This window comes from Anaerococcus sp. AGMB09787 (genome assembly GCF_022808955.1).
In the GTDB taxonomy this organism is placed as follows: Bacteria; Bacillota; Clostridia; order Tissierellales; family Peptoniphilaceae; genus Anaerococcus.
Genome location: NZ_JAKZEY010000023.1, coordinates 1 through 16,403, shown reverse-complemented (window position 1 = coordinate 16,403; position 16,403 = coordinate 1). Strand labels below are relative to the sequence as shown.

Below are 16,403 nucleotides of genomic sequence, written 5' to 3'. Positions count from 1 at the left end.
TTTCTAGCCTAATTTTAAATCACCACCATAATTTTCTTTTACATAATTGTAGATAAACCCATCAATATCTAGGTCTATTTTTGTACCCTTAGTCTCCATATATGGACTTTCACAAGAACTTTCAAAGTTTAGCTTTAACCCATACCTATCGTAGAAGTATTTTTTGTTGGATTTTTTATTGCCTGCTATGATTGATATTGACCTATCGTCAGTGTAAATTCTTGCTTCATCTTCTATATTATTTTCTTTAATTAATTTTTCTATATATAATCTATAAATATAGGATTCTACAAGTTGTCTTATAGCTGAATGGAAGGGGCCACCTACTACATCTTCCTTGTCATTGATATTTTCTGTAACCTGAAGTCCTATCCTAATAACATTGATATTTTTTGCCCTATAAATCATATAGGCAATAGCTGATAATTTTACAGCTTCATCAAGGCTTAGGGGCTTGTAGCTACCTTGATTGAAATATTGTTCTAGTTTGGTTTCTTTTATAACTAAAGTCGGATAAATCCTTACGAGGTCTGGCTCCATATTGGCTGAGTCTATGGCTGTTTTTATAGTTTTGTCAAAGCTATCCTTAAAGAGTCCTGGCATAATTTGATGACCCAAGGTAAAGCCCCTTTCCTTGATAAGGGAGCTTGCCTCATAAGAGTCTTCTACCCTGTGGCCCCTCTCATTGGCGTCGAGAATTTCTTGGTCCAAGGATTGAATACCTAACTCGATTATATCAACCCCATAGTCCTTTAAAACATCCAGAATGAAATTATTTATACAATCAGGCCTGGTAGAAAGTCTGATTCTATCAATAATTCTCTTATCTTTGTAGGACTTAGCTATTTCAAGATAAGCAACCATCGTTTCTAGTGGAAGAGCTGTAAAGGATCCTCCAAAGAAGGCTATTTCCTTCAAATTGTCATTATCTGGAAAGTAATTAAGATTCTTCTCGATTTCTTCTATTATATTTTCCTTGTTGACCTTATCCCTATAATTAGTAATCTTGACCTGGTTACAAAAGGCGCAGTCATGAGGACAACCTAAAAATGGTATAAATATAGGAATAATGTATTCTTTCTTCTTCATAATTATTTCTTAATCTTCTCATAGGCTGACTTGGCAGCTTCTTGTTCGGCTTGCTTCTTATTTCTACCACTTCCTGTAGCCAAAACTCTGTTACCAAGCTTGACTGCCATAGTAAAGGTCTTGTTATGCTCTGGACCATTTTCTTCTACTAGCTCATACTTCAAAATCTTCTTGTCATTAGAATTGTGATATTCTTGGAGTTTAGTTTTGTAGTCATTAAAGATTTTCTCATCCTTTATTATATTAAAGGCCTCTTTATGGTAATTTTCCTTCAAAAATTCATATAGGACCTCGAATGAAGAATCAAGATAAAGGGCAGCACAAAAAGCCTCGAAGGTATCAGCCTTCACGTGTTTTTTGAGTTCTCCTCCATTTTGCTTCTCTCCATTACCAAAATTCAAATAAGAAGACATGTGGAACTTATCAGCTGCTAGGGCAAAGGATGAAGTACACACTAGTCTTGACCTGGTCTTAGTTAGCCAGCCTTCTTCTTTGTTGGGAAATCTCCTAAAGAGAATCTCGCTTACTATCATATCTAGGATAGCGTCCCCTAAAAATTCCAGCCTTTCGTTATTTTGCTTAGCTCCCTTGACTTCATTTGTATAAGAAGAATGAGTAAAGGCTACATCAATAAGGTTCTTATCCTTAAAGACGTAGCCGATTTTATTTTCAAATTCTTCTATTCTTTTTAATCTACTTTCAGAAATAGCCATTAATTTTTACTTTCTATAACACTAACTATGTCAGCTAGGGTTTCAATTTCATCTAATTCTTCATCAGTGAATTCTATTGAAAATTCATCTTCTAGAACCATTATAAAATCAACCATGTCTATAGAGTCTATATCATAGTCTGATATCTTGTTGTCAAAATCAATTTCTTCGTCTTTTAAATTCAAATTTTCTATTGCTAGTTCTCTTAATCTATCTCTTATCATACCAATTCTCCTTCAATTTTTTCGATAACTTTTTTGTCAATATATTCCATAAGTCCTAGGATGGCACTTGTTATAGCCAATTCATTGGATGCTCCATGAGCCTTATAAACATAGGATTTGACTCCTAGTAGGGGTGCTCCCCCTATTTCATCAACATTATAAGAGCTAATTAGCCTTTTGAGGTCATTTTTAAGGATGCCAGCTGCAAGCTTATTTCTAGTAGAACTTTTGAACATCCCCTTAAGCTCTTTAAATAATAGGCTTCCTACTCCCTCAGCAGTTTTTATGGCTATATTTCCATCAAAACCATCAGCTAAGATTACATTAACCTTGCCTATGAGTAAGTCGCGAGCCTCTATATTTCCTATAAAATTAAGTTTTGACTCACTTAATAGCTTATAAGTTTCTTTAGCTAGTTTGTTACCCTTGTGAGACTCAACACCAACATTTAATAGGGCTATCTTGGGATTATCAATTCCTAGAACATTTTCTAGATATACTTTACCCATTAGGGCAAATTCTTCCAAATATTGTGCCTTGCAGTCCATATTTGCCCCTGTATCCATGAGGATACTTACCCCATCTTTAGTAGGAAGGCTAGTTGCAAGAGCAGCTCTTTGGATTCCTTCTATTCTTTTTGCAATAAAAAGTCCACCAGAGAGCAATGCTCCAGTAGATCCTGCAGACAAAAGTCCGTCATAGCCCCCTTCGTTTAGTTTATTATATCCTATGACAATAGATGCATCCTTTTTTCTTCTAATAGCCCTAGCTGGATCTTCGTCATTTGATATAAAGGAATCTGTGTGAATTATTTCATAATCCTTTATTCTTCCACCTATGATGCCTTCAATTTTTTCCATATTACCAAGAAAAACTGGAGTAAAGTTCCTTTGACTTTGAGCCTTTATAGCTCCTTCTACTAAGACTTTCTCCCCTTGGTCTGCTCCATATGTATCGATTAGTATCTTCATATTATCCTCTTTATAATTTACAAAAAAAGATAGTGTTAAACACTATCTCTTTACTCTACATCAAGAATTGCTTCACCCTTGTAGTATCCACAGTTTGGGCAAACTCTGTGAGCTAACATAGGTTCGTGGCAATTTGGACACTCAACATAGTTTGATCTCTTCAAAGTATAAGCTGAGGCTCTTCTTTTGTTTTTTCTTGTTTTTGATGTTCTCCTCTTTGGTACTGCCATCTATAACACCTCCTCTTATCAGTTTAGCAATCTTTATTATTATATAATGATAGTGCTTACTTGTCAAGCTCTACAAGCTCTTTTGTATCTCTTGCTATCATTAACTCTTCATTAGTAGCTACTACCATTACCTTAACCTTGGAATCATCAGTTGAAATAACGTGAGCTCCACCACGTACATTGTTCTTCTCATCATCTATTTCGATGCCGAATTGTTGGAAGCCATCTAGTATATCTTTTCTCATATTGATTGAGTTTTCACCGATTCCACCAGTAAATACAATAGCATCTACACTTCCAATCTCTGCCATATAGCCAGCTATATATCTCTTAGCCCTGGTTTGGAAGATATCTAAAGCAATTTGAGCTCTTTCATTGCCTTCCTTAGCGCTATCTTCTAGGTCTCTAAAGTCTGAGCTTACTCCAGATACTCCATAAACTCCTGATTCTTTGTTAAGTAAATTTTCCATATCTTTTGGAGAAATATTTTTATTTTCCATCAAGTAAGTTATAACTGCTGGATCCATATCTCCAGATCTTGTTCCCATGATTAGTCCTTCAAGTGGGGTTAGACCCATTGATGTATCATAAGATTTACCATTTTTGATAGCTGTAATAGATGAACCATTACCTAGGTGGCAGGAGATAATATTTAGATCTTCTACATCTTTTCCTAAAAGTTCTGCTGTTTTGTTGGTTATAAATTTATGACTTGTTCCATGGAAGCCATATTTTCTAATTCCATCTTCTTCATAGTATTTATAATCAATTCCATAAAGGAATGTTTTTGAAGGCATTGTTTGATGAAAAGCTGTATCAAATACTGCAACATTTGGTGTGCCAGGTAGGAGTTCTTCACAAGCCTTTAGTCCCATAAGGTTAGCTGGATTATGAAGTGGTGCAAATTTTGTATATTCGTTAATTGCATCTTTAACTTCGTCATTAATTATAGAAGACGCTGTAATCTTTTCACCACCATGAACAAACCTATGTCCTACTGCATCAATTTCTGAAAGCTCTGATATAACTCCATTTTCCTTGTCTACTAAAGCATTAAATACATGAGATACTGCTTCTGTATGGTCCTTCATACTTTCTTCTATTATATATTTATCATCATCTTTTTCTTGGATAAGTCTTGATCCTTCGATACCTATTCTTTCAACAAGACCCTTTACCATAACTTCTTCCTTATCCATGTTGAAAAGTTGGTATTTTAAAGATGAACTACCACAATTTATTACTAGAATTTTCATATTACCTCCAAAGATTTTAATATATACTACTATTATACTTAACTTTAATTTTTTCTCTATTACATAGGCAAGGGGCTTACTTACAATATTTGATGCTCCCCTAAATTTATCTCACAAAGTAAGCATCCTTTACTTTTTTTCATATATTAATTATTGAATTTCTGAGCAAAGGTATAAAAATTAACTAAGTTTTCTATATTATCTATATATTCCTTAGCCACTTCCTTATCCCTGCTAATTTTTATACTATCATTATCATAAGAGTTCCCGATAAATTGTCCCCTTATATTTAATTTATGACCTTTAGTCCTAACATTTCCCTTTACTATCAAGATTCCATTAAAAGTAAAATCATCATCAAGTATAAGGTCTCCTTCTATAATAAGGACCCCATGGTCTATAATTTCTATATCTTTTTCCAATTCTTTTTTTTCCTTATCACTAGTATCATCATTTTCATTACTTGAGTCAGATTCTATCCTATCACCACTTGTTTCACTATTATCACTTTCGTCATCATTGGTGCTATCTTTATTTTTACCGCTTTCTTCTTTAATATCCTCAATATCTTTACTCTTATCTTCAATAATTAATTCATCTTTAACGATAGGTTCATTTGTGAATTCTACCTTGTCATATTCTTCCTTGGCTTCCTTATAGGTTGGTGGATCTTCAAATTCTAATATGGGGTTTAGGTCTGCTTTAAGATAGGTGTGGAGGAGGGTAGTTGATTTTTTTGAGTAGGTCTTTTTATTAGCAAGTAAAAAAGTATCATCTAGTTCAAGGTTATTGGTTTCTTTTAAGTAGGCAAGGATAAATGAGTATGTCTTATCCTTATAGTAAATAGAAAATTCCTTTCTTGCTTGGTTATTAGGTTTTTCTGAGTAGGTATTTATCATAAAGTCCTTTATTAGGTCATACTTTTCTTCTAGGACAATGTTATTAGTGGATATCATATCATAATTTAGCTGTTTTCTATCTAACAAATTGTCATTTAGGTCCTTGTTAATTTCAATTTGACCCAGAAAAAAACTAAAGATCACTGCTACAACTAATAGTATTATCAGGACATAAACAATTATAAATCCTTTTTTCTTATTCATCGCTAACCAACTTCTTATCCACCCTTATAGCCCCTTCAAAGCTTGAAAATTTGTTTGTTTGGTTTATCGAAATATTTATCATTTCGTTTTCCCTATCATAATAGAGGCTAATATCTTCCAAATCTGCCACCCTATTATAGCCTATACCTGTTTTAGCCCCAAATTCATTCTCGGTTTCAATAAGTAGGATAGTTTTATCAACCAAGTTTTTAGTATAAAATCTATATTTGGAATAGACTTTTTTATATTTTGGACCAGCTAATCCCTTATCTTTTACTTCATAGGATCTGTCTTCTTTAAAAAGATAGAAATTACAGTTATCCCTATTTTTTATTTCAGTTATCTTGTAAGCGCTATTAATTTTATCTTCTATGTAGGTCATGGCATAGGCTGCCTGCTTGTAGGATTTTTCATTGAGGTAGGCTTGGTTCGATATTCCTATATTGGTCGATAGTACAAGACCTATAGCTACTATTAAAATACTGGATATAGCAACAGCAACTACAAGCTCTATTAGGGTAAAGCCTTTCTTTTTCATAAGTCACCTCACTAGGTCTAAGGAATAGTCTTGATAACTTGCTTCGTAAATATGTAGGTTTTTACTTTGGCCGTAAGGACTAACCCTTACCTCGATTTTGTAATCATTAATTTCCATAACTTGATAGGGATCATCGCTTGCTTTTTCTATAGCCCCTTCTAGGGCATAGGTAATTCTGCTCTCTTCTTTTACTTGACTATCTATTTGAATTAGCGAATTAAGTCCTGGCATCATTGATACACCAATAATTCCTATTAATCCTAGGGCTATGATTACTTCAACCAGTGTAAAGCCAGTCAATATCTTCGACTTCTTCATCATTTTCATAAATTCTCACACTGCCTCCTACACCTATTGCTAAAAATAAATTTCTCCTTTCTAAACCTATCTTATATATGAAATTGATAGTCGTAGCTTCTGATGGAGATCCGGATGGATTGAAATTTACTATTGTATCTCCTCTGCTATCATCAGCTAGGCTTATGTACTTTAGTTTACGGTATTTATCATCAATTGTTTCTAGATTTCCACCTCGTGCTTGGTAAATCTTGTAAGAATTCTTATTAAACTTTATTTTCGTATCTCTCCCTGACAAGATAGCCTTTTGCCTAATATAGTAGATATCATTTAGCAGTTGATTTTTTTCATTCCTAAACCTGGCCCTTTCTACAAAATTAAATTTAAAAATTAGAACATAGGACATTATAGAAATTATAAGGATAGAAACCACAACTTCTATCAGGGTAAATCCTCTCTTTCTCATAGAAAAAATCTAACCTCCAATAAAGATGTTATTAAAAAAGATAAAAATATAAAGATACCAAAGGGCATAGCCATCTTTCTATCCCTATATTTAATTAACAAGAACATCCCCCATATTCCTCCTAACCAAATAGATATCAAGCAAAAATAAACGAATAAACTATCTCTAACAAAAAGACTTAAGGCGAGATAAAAAAATAAATCCCCATCGCCTATGGACTTTTTAGAAATAAAATAAACCAATAAATAAAGCAAGGTGAATATTCCGATATTTTTGAAATACCTTACAGAAAAATCTGTAAAAACCAACCTATATACAATGCCAAAACCTATCAAAACATATACATAGGACATATAAATATCCATAGTTCTAAGGTCTATTAGGGCAACTATTAAGGCAAATAATAAAGATAGAAAAACCATAAATGCCCTAAGACTTAAACCACAACTGGTCGCTAGGAGGATCAAAATCCCCCCTAATATTTCCATTATAAAATACCTAGGAGGAATTTTTGTCCCACATCTCCTACACTTTCCTCCTTGGATAATAAAAGAAAGTATAGGAATATTTTCATAAAACTTCAAGCTCTTGCCACAGGAATCGCAATGACTGCCTGGAAGTACAATGGACTCACCACTGATAGATCTCTCTACTACTAAGCCAGCAAAGGATCCAAATATTGCCCCTATGGCAAATATATAAATTTTTAACATTTAACCCTAACCGTTATTCTCTGTACCGCTCTCTCCATCTGTTTCTATTTCACCAGGAGTAACTACAATATTATTTCCGTCACTAGTTACTTCATATTCAGCTCCATCATGACCTATTCCCTTTGGAACTTCTGGCCACTTTTCAACGTATTTTTCTACAGCATCTCTTGTTAATTCTTCATTTTCAGAAAGTGCCATCACACCAGCAGATTTAAGCATTTGCACGTTAGAATTGTGGGCAGTAACTGCAGCTCTTTTTCTAGTAGCTTGGTACCTAGGTATAGCTATGGCTGCTAAGATAGCAATTATTGCGATAACTATAACAAGTTCAATCAATGTAAATCCTTTTCTCTTTTTCTTAATCATATATTTCTCCTAAATATAATTTATCGAATCAAACATCGGTATAGCAACAGAAAATACAACAAAACCGACTATTAGAGCCATTATCAAAATCATTATAGGTTCTGCAAGTCTAGAAACACCGACCAATCTATAAATGTACTCATTGGCATAGTAATCCGAAGCCTTATCCAATGATTCTACCAAATTACTACTTTGCTCTCCGACTTCGACCATTGATACTAATAATTTAGAAAAAATCCCTCTCATATCAAAGGATTCGGAAAGACTAATACCCCTAGTAAGATCTTCCTTAATATAATCAAATTGAATTTTTAAATATGTATTCTTGAAGGCAGCCTTTATTATGTCCATGCACTCTATCAAATTTATATCACCTGACCTTAAGATATATAATAGGGATGAAATCTGATATTCCATACTTAAAATCATAAGTTTTTTAAAGGGCATGTACTTAAATATAAGAGTATCTATTCTAAACCTAAAGGAGGCTATCCTATATAAAAATAAAAATCCAAGTAAGGCCAACAATATAACTAGCAAAAAAACAAGCCAATAATCTCTAAAAGCTTCGGAAATTCTTATCAATATCCTTGTAGTTATAGGGAGGTCTACTCCATAACCCTCAAAGGTATATACAAAGGTAGGCATAACCACAGTCATAATTATAGCTACCACAAAGATAGTAACAAGAAGTAATATAATAGGATAAATCAAAGCTTGCTTTATTTGATTTTTGTTCTTGCTATCAAAATCCACATACCTCGAATATTCTTCCAAGATATCAGAGAGTTTCCCACTCTCATCTCCTGACTTTATGAAGGCAATTAGCATGGGACCAAAGACCTTTTCTTCCTTCCTGAAAGCTTCATAAGCGCTATAACCCTGATCCAGTTGGTATAATACGCCCTCCAAACTTTTAGTAAGTTTCTTATCTAATTTTTGACCTCTTATTATCATCAAGGCCTTATCTAAACTAAGTCCTGAATTTAAAAGCAAGGATAATTGCTTTAAAAATAAAGTCATAATTCTAGGCGATATTTTACTTGGTCCTATATCTTTATTTAAAAAATCTCTTATCCTTGCGAAATCTATCTTATTCAATTATACTGACATTAGCTCCTTATTTTTCTTTTGAGTTATCTCTTCTATAGCTTTAATGTACTTATCTGTAATTTTTTGAAGCTCATCTTCTAATGAAAATTTATCATCTTCTGTGATGTCTCCTGATTTTTCACTCTTCTTAACTTCATCCATAGCATCCCTTCTCTTAGATCTAACAGAAATCTTAGCATCTTCAGAATAGGTATCTACTTCCTTGGTGTACTCTTTTCTTCTTTCTTCTGTTAGTTGTGGGAATGGAAGTCTAATTACTTCACCGTCATCTTGAGGATTGATACCAATGTTTGACTTCAAAATCGCATTCTTAATAGCCTTTACATTATTCTTATCCCAAGGTTTTATAACTAATAGTCTTGCTTCTGGAATAGAAATTGTTGCTGCTTGGTTGATTGGTGTTTCAGTTCCATAATAAGAAAAAGTTATGCCATCTAGTATTGATTCAGTAGCACGACCTGCCTTAATATTAGCAATTCTATTCTCAAACCCATTTACAGAATTTTGCATAGCTTCTTCAGCTTGTTTCTTAATATCTTCGTAATTCATCTAAAACTCTCCTTTTACTATAGTTCCAATAGGATCTTTATCCCTAAAAATTCTAACTAGATTACTTGGATCATCAATTCCAAAAACTATAAGAGGCATATCATTATCCATGCACAAGGACGTTGCAGTAGTATCCATAATCTTAAGTTCTTTAGTTAAAATTTCCTTGTAGGTTAACCTATCAAACTTAACAGCATCATGATAAACGTTAGGATCCTTATCATAAATTCCATCAGTTCCAGTCTTACCCAAAAGAATAACATCAGCTCCTATTTCAAGAGCCCTAAGAGATGCTGTAGTATCTGTTGAAAAATATGGAAGACCAGTTCCTGCTGAAAAGATAACTATTCTCTTCTTCTCTAAGTGCCTCTCAGCCCTTCTTCTAATATATGGCTCTGCAACTTCTTTCATGTCTATGGCTGTCATAAGTCTAGTATCAAGTCCCATCTTCTCTAAAGTTCCTTGAACCCTAAGACCATTCATAACAGTTCCTAACATCCCAATAGTATCAGAAGATGCCCTATCAATTTCTTTCCCAGACCTACCTCGCCAGAAGTTTCCTCCACCAACAACAATGGCAAGCTCAACTCCCAAATCAGAAACAGCCTTAATATTTTCACATATATTTATAATCACATCGTCATCGAAACCGAATCCCCTATCACCTGCTAGGGCTTCTCCACTTAGTTTCAAAACGACTCTCTTAAATTCTTGCATCATCCCTCCTATTTACTATAATTATAACCCATCTATGTTAACATTTGCAAGAGATAATTTTTAAAAATTTTACTAATTAAATTATAAATTATCCAAATGAGTAAATACCATATTTAAGATTTCCTACATTTGATAAAATTAAAATCACTTGCTAAGAGATAAGGTATTTGGCTCAAGATGATTCTCTAAAAACTTGATCAGGTCATTTTTCAAGGCTAGATTATAATATTGTATAAAGTCTTGACCATAGGCTTTAAATTTAACTTCTACCCTATCTTCAATTTTTATATCTAAACTTTTTATCTCATCAAAAGGTATCGACTTAATACCAATAGAATTTGCAATAAAGCTATTAAAATTTTCCTCACTTATACCAATCCCTATAAAAAAAGAAAGGAAGCAAATCACTGCAACTAAAAGACTTATGAAACCCAACATCGACTTGTCTACAGAAAACCAAATAACAAGACCTATAACCAGCAAGATTATAGCTGATGTTATCGAGATTTTGGGAATCTCAGATCTAAATAAATTCTCTTTTCTTTTTGTAAAATTAAAAATTATCACTAGGCTAAAGACAAGATTTATAAATACCTTCACAAAATCATCTCCAATCCACCAATAGTCATAACCCATAGACTTATACTTACGAATAATACCTTTGGTCTTTTCTATAGGTAATAGCGCCTGTTCTTTGCTAAAATATTCCACCCTCTCTACCTTTACAAGCGCTTCATGATTATCCTTTCCTGCTGGAACTAGGACAAGAGCTCCTACTTCTATGCTATTATCGTCCGTCAAATAATAATAAGTCTTGTAGCCTTCATCAAAGATTACACCTAAGAAAATATATTCTGATTGAAGGCGCTTAGCCTTGGTATAAAGATTAGGATTAATGATTTCTCCAACCATCTAAGAGCAAGATCATGGATATCCTCCAAATATAACATTTATTCCAGCTCTTCTAAACAATATCTATAAATATCAAATAGACTTAACTGACACCTATCATTGCTTAGTCCTCGTATAGCAATCTATTTGATATCATAGTCAAATTAACTTATTGATTTTTTAGAATTATATTGTATTCTTATAAAGATTCTACCTCTTCTAATCATTTAATTTCGCAAAAATTGATTTAGGAAATTGGAGAACTATTGATGATTATGCTAATAATATTATAGTAAAAATGTATAAGGAATCTCATTTTATTAAGATTTTTTTAAAGCCTATAAAAATACACATAGATGAGTTAACCATTATTATGACCCACACCCTAAATTCGGAATAATTCTAGACGATATTAGATACTTAATCGTTTTTTATTAAAAATAATCCTTCAGATTCAACATATAATTTAATCTCTTTCAATAGTTTTTTATCTTCTGAGTAGATAGTGGTATCAAACCCGGAACCGATTGTTATGATACTATCTTTTGAAGGTATATAAACATTCATATGAGTCTTTCCTTCTATAATTACCAATTCTAAAGCAGTGCTAATTTCATCTAACCCTCTATCTCTAAAATTTTTGTATTCATATTCCTCAAATCTTTTAAGAGGATTTTCTTCATAAAATTCTGTTAAATATACAATAGAATCGTAGTAACAAATAATTCAAATCAAGATTCTCTTAATACTCTCATAATACTTATTTAAATACTCTCTTTCAAAATACTCTTCTAAATTATCAAAATCACTTTCATATGGATATATTTTTAAGAATGGACTTATAATATACCAATAATTTAAATCAAATAGTCTTTCTATTTTTTAACTTATCTTTATCAATCACTTACCTAAAACCTTTCCATTTTCATCCAAAGATGCTCTTCTTCTATCACTTCTATCTTTCAATTTCAACTATTAGTGTATCTCAAAAAAACTGAACTCATCAATGCAATTCTAGATATACTATGATCATATTTTTTAAGTTTTTTCTAATATTTTTAATTATATTTTCAGATAGTGCCCGTATAATTGTGTAAAAAGAAAAGGTCATTTGAAACCTAAACTAGTACAATGTTTTTAAGCACAAAAACAAACTAGGAGGAATCATATGACCCAATTACATTTTACATTAAACATAGAAGATATTCAAAATTTAATTAACTCAGAAGTTAAAAATGATATAGCTAAGAAAATTCTAACCAAGGTATTTAATGAGCTTATGGAAAAAGAAAGGGATGAGTACTTAGATAATCAAGCCTATCAAAGAGATCCTAATAGAATTACCTACCGTAATGGCTACTATTATCGTGACTATACAACAAAGATAGGAACAATAACCCTAAGAGTGCCTAGGAGAAGAGATGGAAAATTTTTGGCAGAAGTCTTTGAAAGATATCAAAGAAATGAAAAAGCTCTACTAACAACCATGCTAGAAATGTATGTTGGGGAGTATCAACGAGAAAAGTATCAAAACTAATAGAAAATATGTGTGGTAAAATATATTCCAAATCCTTTGTATCATCCTTAACTAAAGAGTTAGACGAAGAAGTAAAACTATGGAGAAATAGCGATTTAAAAGAACTTAAATATCCCTATTTACTTGTAGATGTAGTCTACATAAAAGTTAGAGAAGAGAACAAAGTTCTATCAAAAGCTTGTCATATAGCAATAGGAATAAATGAAAAAGGAAGTAGAGAAATCATAGGATTTGATATTAGCGATGGAGAAAATGAGTATTCACGGTCTGACTTCTTTGAGTACTTAAAACAAAGAGGCTTATCATGTGTAAAAATGCTAATATTAGATGCCCATAAGGGACTAGTAAAGGCAATAAAAGAAACATCCATAAACGTAACATGGCAAAGATGTCAGGTACATTTCCTAAGAAATATCTTATCAAAAGCCCCAAAGAAAAATACAGAAGAATTTAGAGAAGATATTAAGTCTCTATTTAAAATACAAGATATCAAATTAGCTAGAAAAGTTAAAGATGAAATATTCAAAAAATATGAAAATGAAAAGAAATATCAAAATAGCTTAAATGTATTAGATGAAGGCTTTGAAGATGCTTTTTCCTATCTAGGAAATGATATAATCCATAAGAGATTAAGAACAACAAATTGTTTAGAAAGATTAAATGAGGAAATTAGAAGAAGAGAAAAAGTGATAAGAATATTTCCAAACGTAGATTCGGCAATAAGATTAATATCTAGCCCGTCGGCTTTTGGAGACCAATCCTCATTGATATCAATGAGGATTGGACAACATCATCTAAACTATACATTAGAATGTGATAATAATTATTGTACTAGATGAATTTACACAAGATTTTGGACTTGACTGAGTATAATGATTACAATATAATATAATAAGGAAATTATGGACGAGTTTATTATTTTAATTCCAGCCCTCAACCCTCCCAAGGGAATACTTAGATCCTATCTTTATGAATTAAGAAATATGGGCTTTTCTAGGATTCTTTTGGTAAATGATGGGAGTAGGGCGGAATACGATGAATTTTTTGACAAATTAATAGATGAAGGCTTTGATGTATTTACCCATTACAAGAATTTTGGTAAGGGAAGAGCTTTGAAAAATTCTTTTAATTACATATTAAATAATTACGAGGACTTTTCCTATATAATTACAGTTGACTCCGACGGTCAGCACAAAGCAAGTGATGTCCAAAATATTGCAAATATAGTTAAAAAAAGCGATGTAGCTATGTATTTGGGCTCTCGTGACTTCAATGAAGAGGGTGTACCTTTCAAGTCATCTTTCGGTAACAAGACTACTAGTTTTATTTATAAACTTATGTTTTACGATAAGATAGGGGATACACAAACAGGACTTAGGGCAATTCCTAAAGCCTACCTTGCTGATTTCTTAGATCTTCCTGGTGAAAGGTTTGAGTATGAGATAAATATGCTTATTAATTCATCTCAAACTAAGAAGAAAATCATAGAAATACCTATCGAGACTGTTTATTTTGATAATAATAGCGAGACCCACTTTCACCCCATCAAGGATTCTTTTAAGATTTATAGGGTCATGCTTGGAACTTTCTTTAAGTTTATCATCTCATCCCTATCATCTTTCCTTGTAGATATAGGAGCTTTCACAGTTCTTACTAAGCTTTTACCAAGCATCTTGGCTACATCTAGTAAAGTGATCTGGGCATCTACCGCACTTGCGAGGATTGTCTCAGGTATTTTCAATTATAATGTAAATAAGAACCTGGTTTTTGCTGATGATAAGAAAGAGAAGTCAAAGTTTATAAAGTATGTATCTTTGTGGCTTTGCCAATTGATACTTTCAGCATTTTTTGTAGATATGATATTTGAAATAGTAAATATGAATGCAAGTGTAATAAAGCTTATAGTTGATACAATTATTTTCTTGCTTTCTTTTACTATACAGAATAAGTTTATTTTTAATGGAAGTGAATAATGATATATATTATTTTAATAATACTAGGATTTTTCGGTTTTTCTGCATTGATTAGGGAAAAATTTGCTTTGGATATATACTTTATACCATTTGCCTATTTTTCGGTCATTAGTAGTCTAATCTATATTTCTGCTTTACTTGGATTCATGAAAATAGGAAGCTACTTTTTCCATTTTGTCTTTGCAGTTATTTGCTTATATTATGGATTTACAAAAATAGTCGTCTTTAGAGACTTTATTAATTATTGGATATTAGTTCTAATTGGGATTTTTATTATCCTTTACTTAAAAAATGAGCAATTCCTCCACTATGACGATTTTAGTCATTGGGGTTTGATTAGTAGATTTTTGATTAGTCATGATAGACTAAATTTCGGATCTGATAAGCTTATAACCTTTACTTCTTATCCCCAAGCTAGTGCTTATTTTATTTATGGATTAACTAGACCTCTAGGATTTTCAGAGCCCTTTTGTTTTATGGCTAACGCCTTTGCGGTTTTGGCAGGTTATTTTCCTATTTTTAAGAAAAGCAAAGATAATCGATATATGACACCTGTATTTATCATTTTTTCAATATATATATTAATGGACAATGTTCAGATAAACAGCCTTTTAGTAGATAGCTTGCTGGCAACAAGTGGTTTTTCTTTGTTAGCATTTATTAGCGAATATGATTTTATTGAGAATAAAAATTTACTAATTATTTTGTTGCCTATGATTATATCAGTAAGTCTAATAAAGAATTCAGCCTTATTCTTTGTTGTTGTAGCTGCCTTATACATGCTTAAAAAATATTGGAGAGCTGATAAGTTTGTAGCTGGATTTCCTCTTCTTATAATGTTTTTAGCCAATAAGTCTTGGTCTATTCATGTTAAAAAAAACTTTAACGACTTAGGTAAACATAGTATGAGCTTTTCTTCTTACAAAAAAGGTTTATTAGACAAAAATATGTCAACCATTTTTAAAATAAGTTCTAATTTTATTAAGGCGATTTTTGAGGAGAGAATTCTTCTGATTTTATTTATATTCCTTGTAGTTACTTATTTTATTTATAATAAGGATAAAGTATATAAAAACTTACTTATTTTTGTAGTTTGTGTATATTTTACCTATCAATTAGGTAATTACTTGATGTATATCTTTTCAATGCCAAGTGGAGAGGCAGTTAAACTTGCAGGTTATGGTAGGTATGTAAAAACTATAAGATCATATCTCTTACTCATGAGTGTTTATTGGATGCCTTTTGATAAAAATAAAATTATAACTGTAATTATGGCGGTATTTATGGCTAGTTTATCTTTTACTACTATAAAGAAATTAAATTACAAGGATGAAAATAGAAAAATCTATGCTAGTAACAAGGAAAAATTATCTGAAGCAAAAATTACTGGCGAGAATAAGAGAATTCTAGTTAAGATGAATGAACAGGATAAGTCATCATACTATTATTTTATGGCTAGATATCTCTATGATACAAATGATGTGCGAATTACCTACCCCGAAGATGATAACAATTATAATATTAGTGATTTTGATTATTATATAGATATTACTAGTAAGTAATAGTGGAGAGCTTTTCGCTCTCTCAGAGCGTTGACAAACCCGCTAATAAACTGGGCCTGTCGACGCTTTTTCTATGTTTATTCTAAAATATATAA

Annotated in this window: 19 protein-coding genes and 1 pseudogene; 3 read left to right on the top strand and 17 right to left on the bottom strand. The window is 32.0% G+C overall.

What is annotated here, in order from left to right:
- Nucleotides 1-3: 3 nt before the first annotated feature.
- The 17 genes from MUN42_RS05815 to MUN42_RS05735 all read right to left on the bottom strand — a co-directional run bounded on the left by MUN42_RS05815 (nucleotide 4) and on the right by MUN42_RS05735 (nucleotide 11,803).
- Nucleotides 4-1,089, bottom strand: coding sequence for a radical SAM protein (locus MUN42_RS05815; RefSeq protein WP_243343610.1), 1,086 nt, complete (start codon nucleotides 1,087-1,089; stop codon nucleotides 4-6).
- 2 nt (nucleotides 1,090-1,091) lie between these two features.
- Nucleotides 1,092-1,802, bottom strand: coding sequence for a ribonuclease III (gene rnc / locus MUN42_RS05810; RefSeq protein WP_243343609.1), 711 nt, complete (start codon nucleotides 1,800-1,802; stop codon nucleotides 1,092-1,094).
- Entirely contained in the window at nucleotides 1,802-2,026 is a 225-nt protein-coding gene (locus tag MUN42_RS05805; RefSeq protein WP_243343608.1) for a phosphopantetheine-binding protein, read from the bottom strand. The genes rnc and MUN42_RS05805 overlap by 1 nt, the downstream gene beginning before the upstream one ends.
- Nucleotides 2,023-2,997, bottom strand: a complete 975-nt coding sequence (gene plsX / locus MUN42_RS05800; protein ID WP_243343607.1) for a phosphate acyltransferase PlsX — start codon at nucleotides 2,995-2,997, stop codon at nucleotides 2,023-2,025. The genes MUN42_RS05805 and plsX overlap by 4 nt, the downstream gene beginning before the upstream one ends.
- A gap of 50 nt (nucleotides 2,998-3,047) precedes the next feature.
- Nucleotides 3,048-3,227, bottom strand: a complete 180-nt coding sequence (rpmF, locus tag MUN42_RS05795; RefSeq protein WP_243343606.1) for a 50S ribosomal protein L32 — start codon at nucleotides 3,225-3,227, stop codon at nucleotides 3,048-3,050.
- 56 nt (nucleotides 3,228-3,283) lie between these two features.
- Nucleotides 3,284-4,483, bottom strand: a complete 1,200-nt coding sequence (locus tag MUN42_RS05790) for an acetate kinase (RefSeq protein ID WP_243343605.1) — start codon at nucleotides 4,481-4,483, stop codon at nucleotides 3,284-3,286.
- Between the two features lie 146 nt (nucleotides 4,484-4,629).
- The gene (locus tag MUN42_RS05785; protein ID WP_243343604.1) at nucleotides 4,630-5,586 is read right to left on the bottom strand and encodes a hypothetical protein; all 957 of its coding nucleotides are present in this window, start codon (nucleotides 5,584-5,586) and stop codon (nucleotides 4,630-4,632) included.
- Entirely contained in the window at nucleotides 5,579-6,124 is a 546-nt protein-coding gene (locus MUN42_RS05780; protein WP_243343603.1) for a prepilin-type N-terminal cleavage/methylation domain-containing protein, read from the bottom strand. Before MUN42_RS05780 ends, MUN42_RS05785 begins: the two co-directional genes overlap by 8 nt.
- Before the next feature lie 3 nt (nucleotides 6,125-6,127).
- Nucleotides 6,128-6,451 carry a prepilin-type N-terminal cleavage/methylation domain-containing protein gene (locus tag MUN42_RS05775; RefSeq protein ID WP_243343601.1) on the bottom strand — a complete coding sequence of 108 codons (324 nt, stop codon included), beginning with the start codon at nucleotides 6,449-6,451 and terminating at the stop codon, nucleotides 6,128-6,130.
- A complete protein-coding gene (locus MUN42_RS05770; RefSeq protein ID WP_243343600.1) occupies nucleotides 6,402-6,887 on the bottom strand; it encodes a type II secretion system protein in 486 nt (161 codons plus the stop codon). The genes MUN42_RS05775 and MUN42_RS05770 overlap by 50 nt, the downstream gene beginning before the upstream one ends.
- Entirely contained in the window at nucleotides 6,884-7,600 is a 717-nt protein-coding gene (locus tag MUN42_RS05765) for an A24 family peptidase (RefSeq protein WP_243343598.1), read from the bottom strand. Before MUN42_RS05765 ends, MUN42_RS05770 begins: the two co-directional genes overlap by 4 nt.
- 6 nt (nucleotides 7,601-7,606) lie before the next feature.
- On the bottom strand, nucleotides 7,607-7,966 hold the full coding sequence (locus MUN42_RS09790) for a prepilin-type N-terminal cleavage/methylation domain-containing protein (RefSeq protein ID WP_279323805.1): 360 nt from the start codon (nucleotides 7,964-7,966) through the stop codon (nucleotides 7,607-7,609).
- Nucleotides 7,967-7,975: 9 nt separating this feature from the next.
- A complete protein-coding gene (locus MUN42_RS05755; protein WP_243343596.1) occupies nucleotides 7,976-9,067 on the bottom strand; it encodes a type II secretion system F family protein in 1,092 nt (363 codons plus the stop codon).
- Nucleotides 9,068-9,628 (bottom strand): ribosome recycling factor, encoded by a 561-nt coding sequence (gene frr / locus MUN42_RS05750; RefSeq protein WP_243343594.1) that lies wholly within the window; start codon nucleotides 9,626-9,628, stop codon nucleotides 9,068-9,070.
- On the bottom strand, nucleotides 9,629-10,345 hold the full coding sequence (gene pyrH, locus MUN42_RS05745; RefSeq protein WP_243343592.1) for a UMP kinase: 717 nt from the start codon (nucleotides 10,343-10,345) through the stop codon (nucleotides 9,629-9,631).
- A gap of 144 nt (nucleotides 10,346-10,489) precedes the next feature.
- Nucleotides 10,490-11,257, bottom strand: coding sequence for a hypothetical protein (locus tag MUN42_RS05740; RefSeq protein ID WP_243343590.1), 768 nt, complete (start codon nucleotides 11,255-11,257; stop codon nucleotides 10,490-10,492).
- A 399-nt stretch (nucleotides 11,258-11,656) separates the two neighbouring features.
- Nucleotides 11,657-11,803, bottom strand: a complete 147-nt coding sequence (locus MUN42_RS05735; protein WP_243343589.1) for a hypothetical protein — start codon at nucleotides 11,801-11,803, stop codon at nucleotides 11,657-11,659.
- Between the two features lie 601 nt (nucleotides 11,804-12,404).
- On the opposite strand from MUN42_RS05735, the pseudogene MUN42_RS05730 reads away from it, so the two are divergent.
- The 3 genes and pseudogenes from MUN42_RS05730 (at nucleotide 12,405) to MUN42_RS05720 (ending at nucleotide 16,308) form a co-directional block, all read left to right on the top strand.
- Nucleotides 12,405-13,590 (top strand): annotated as a pseudogene (locus MUN42_RS05730) (IS256 family transposase).
- Between the two features lie 85 nt (nucleotides 13,591-13,675).
- Nucleotides 13,676-14,746, top strand: coding sequence for a bifunctional glycosyltransferase family 2/GtrA family protein (locus tag MUN42_RS05725; protein ID WP_243343587.1), 1,071 nt, complete (start codon nucleotides 13,676-13,678; stop codon nucleotides 14,744-14,746).
- On the top strand, nucleotides 14,746-16,308 hold the full coding sequence (locus MUN42_RS05720) for a hypothetical protein (RefSeq protein WP_243343585.1): 1,563 nt from the start codon (nucleotides 14,746-14,748) through the stop codon (nucleotides 16,306-16,308). The genes MUN42_RS05725 and MUN42_RS05720 overlap by 1 nt, the downstream gene beginning before the upstream one ends.
- Nucleotides 16,309-16,403: the final 95 nt, after the last annotated feature.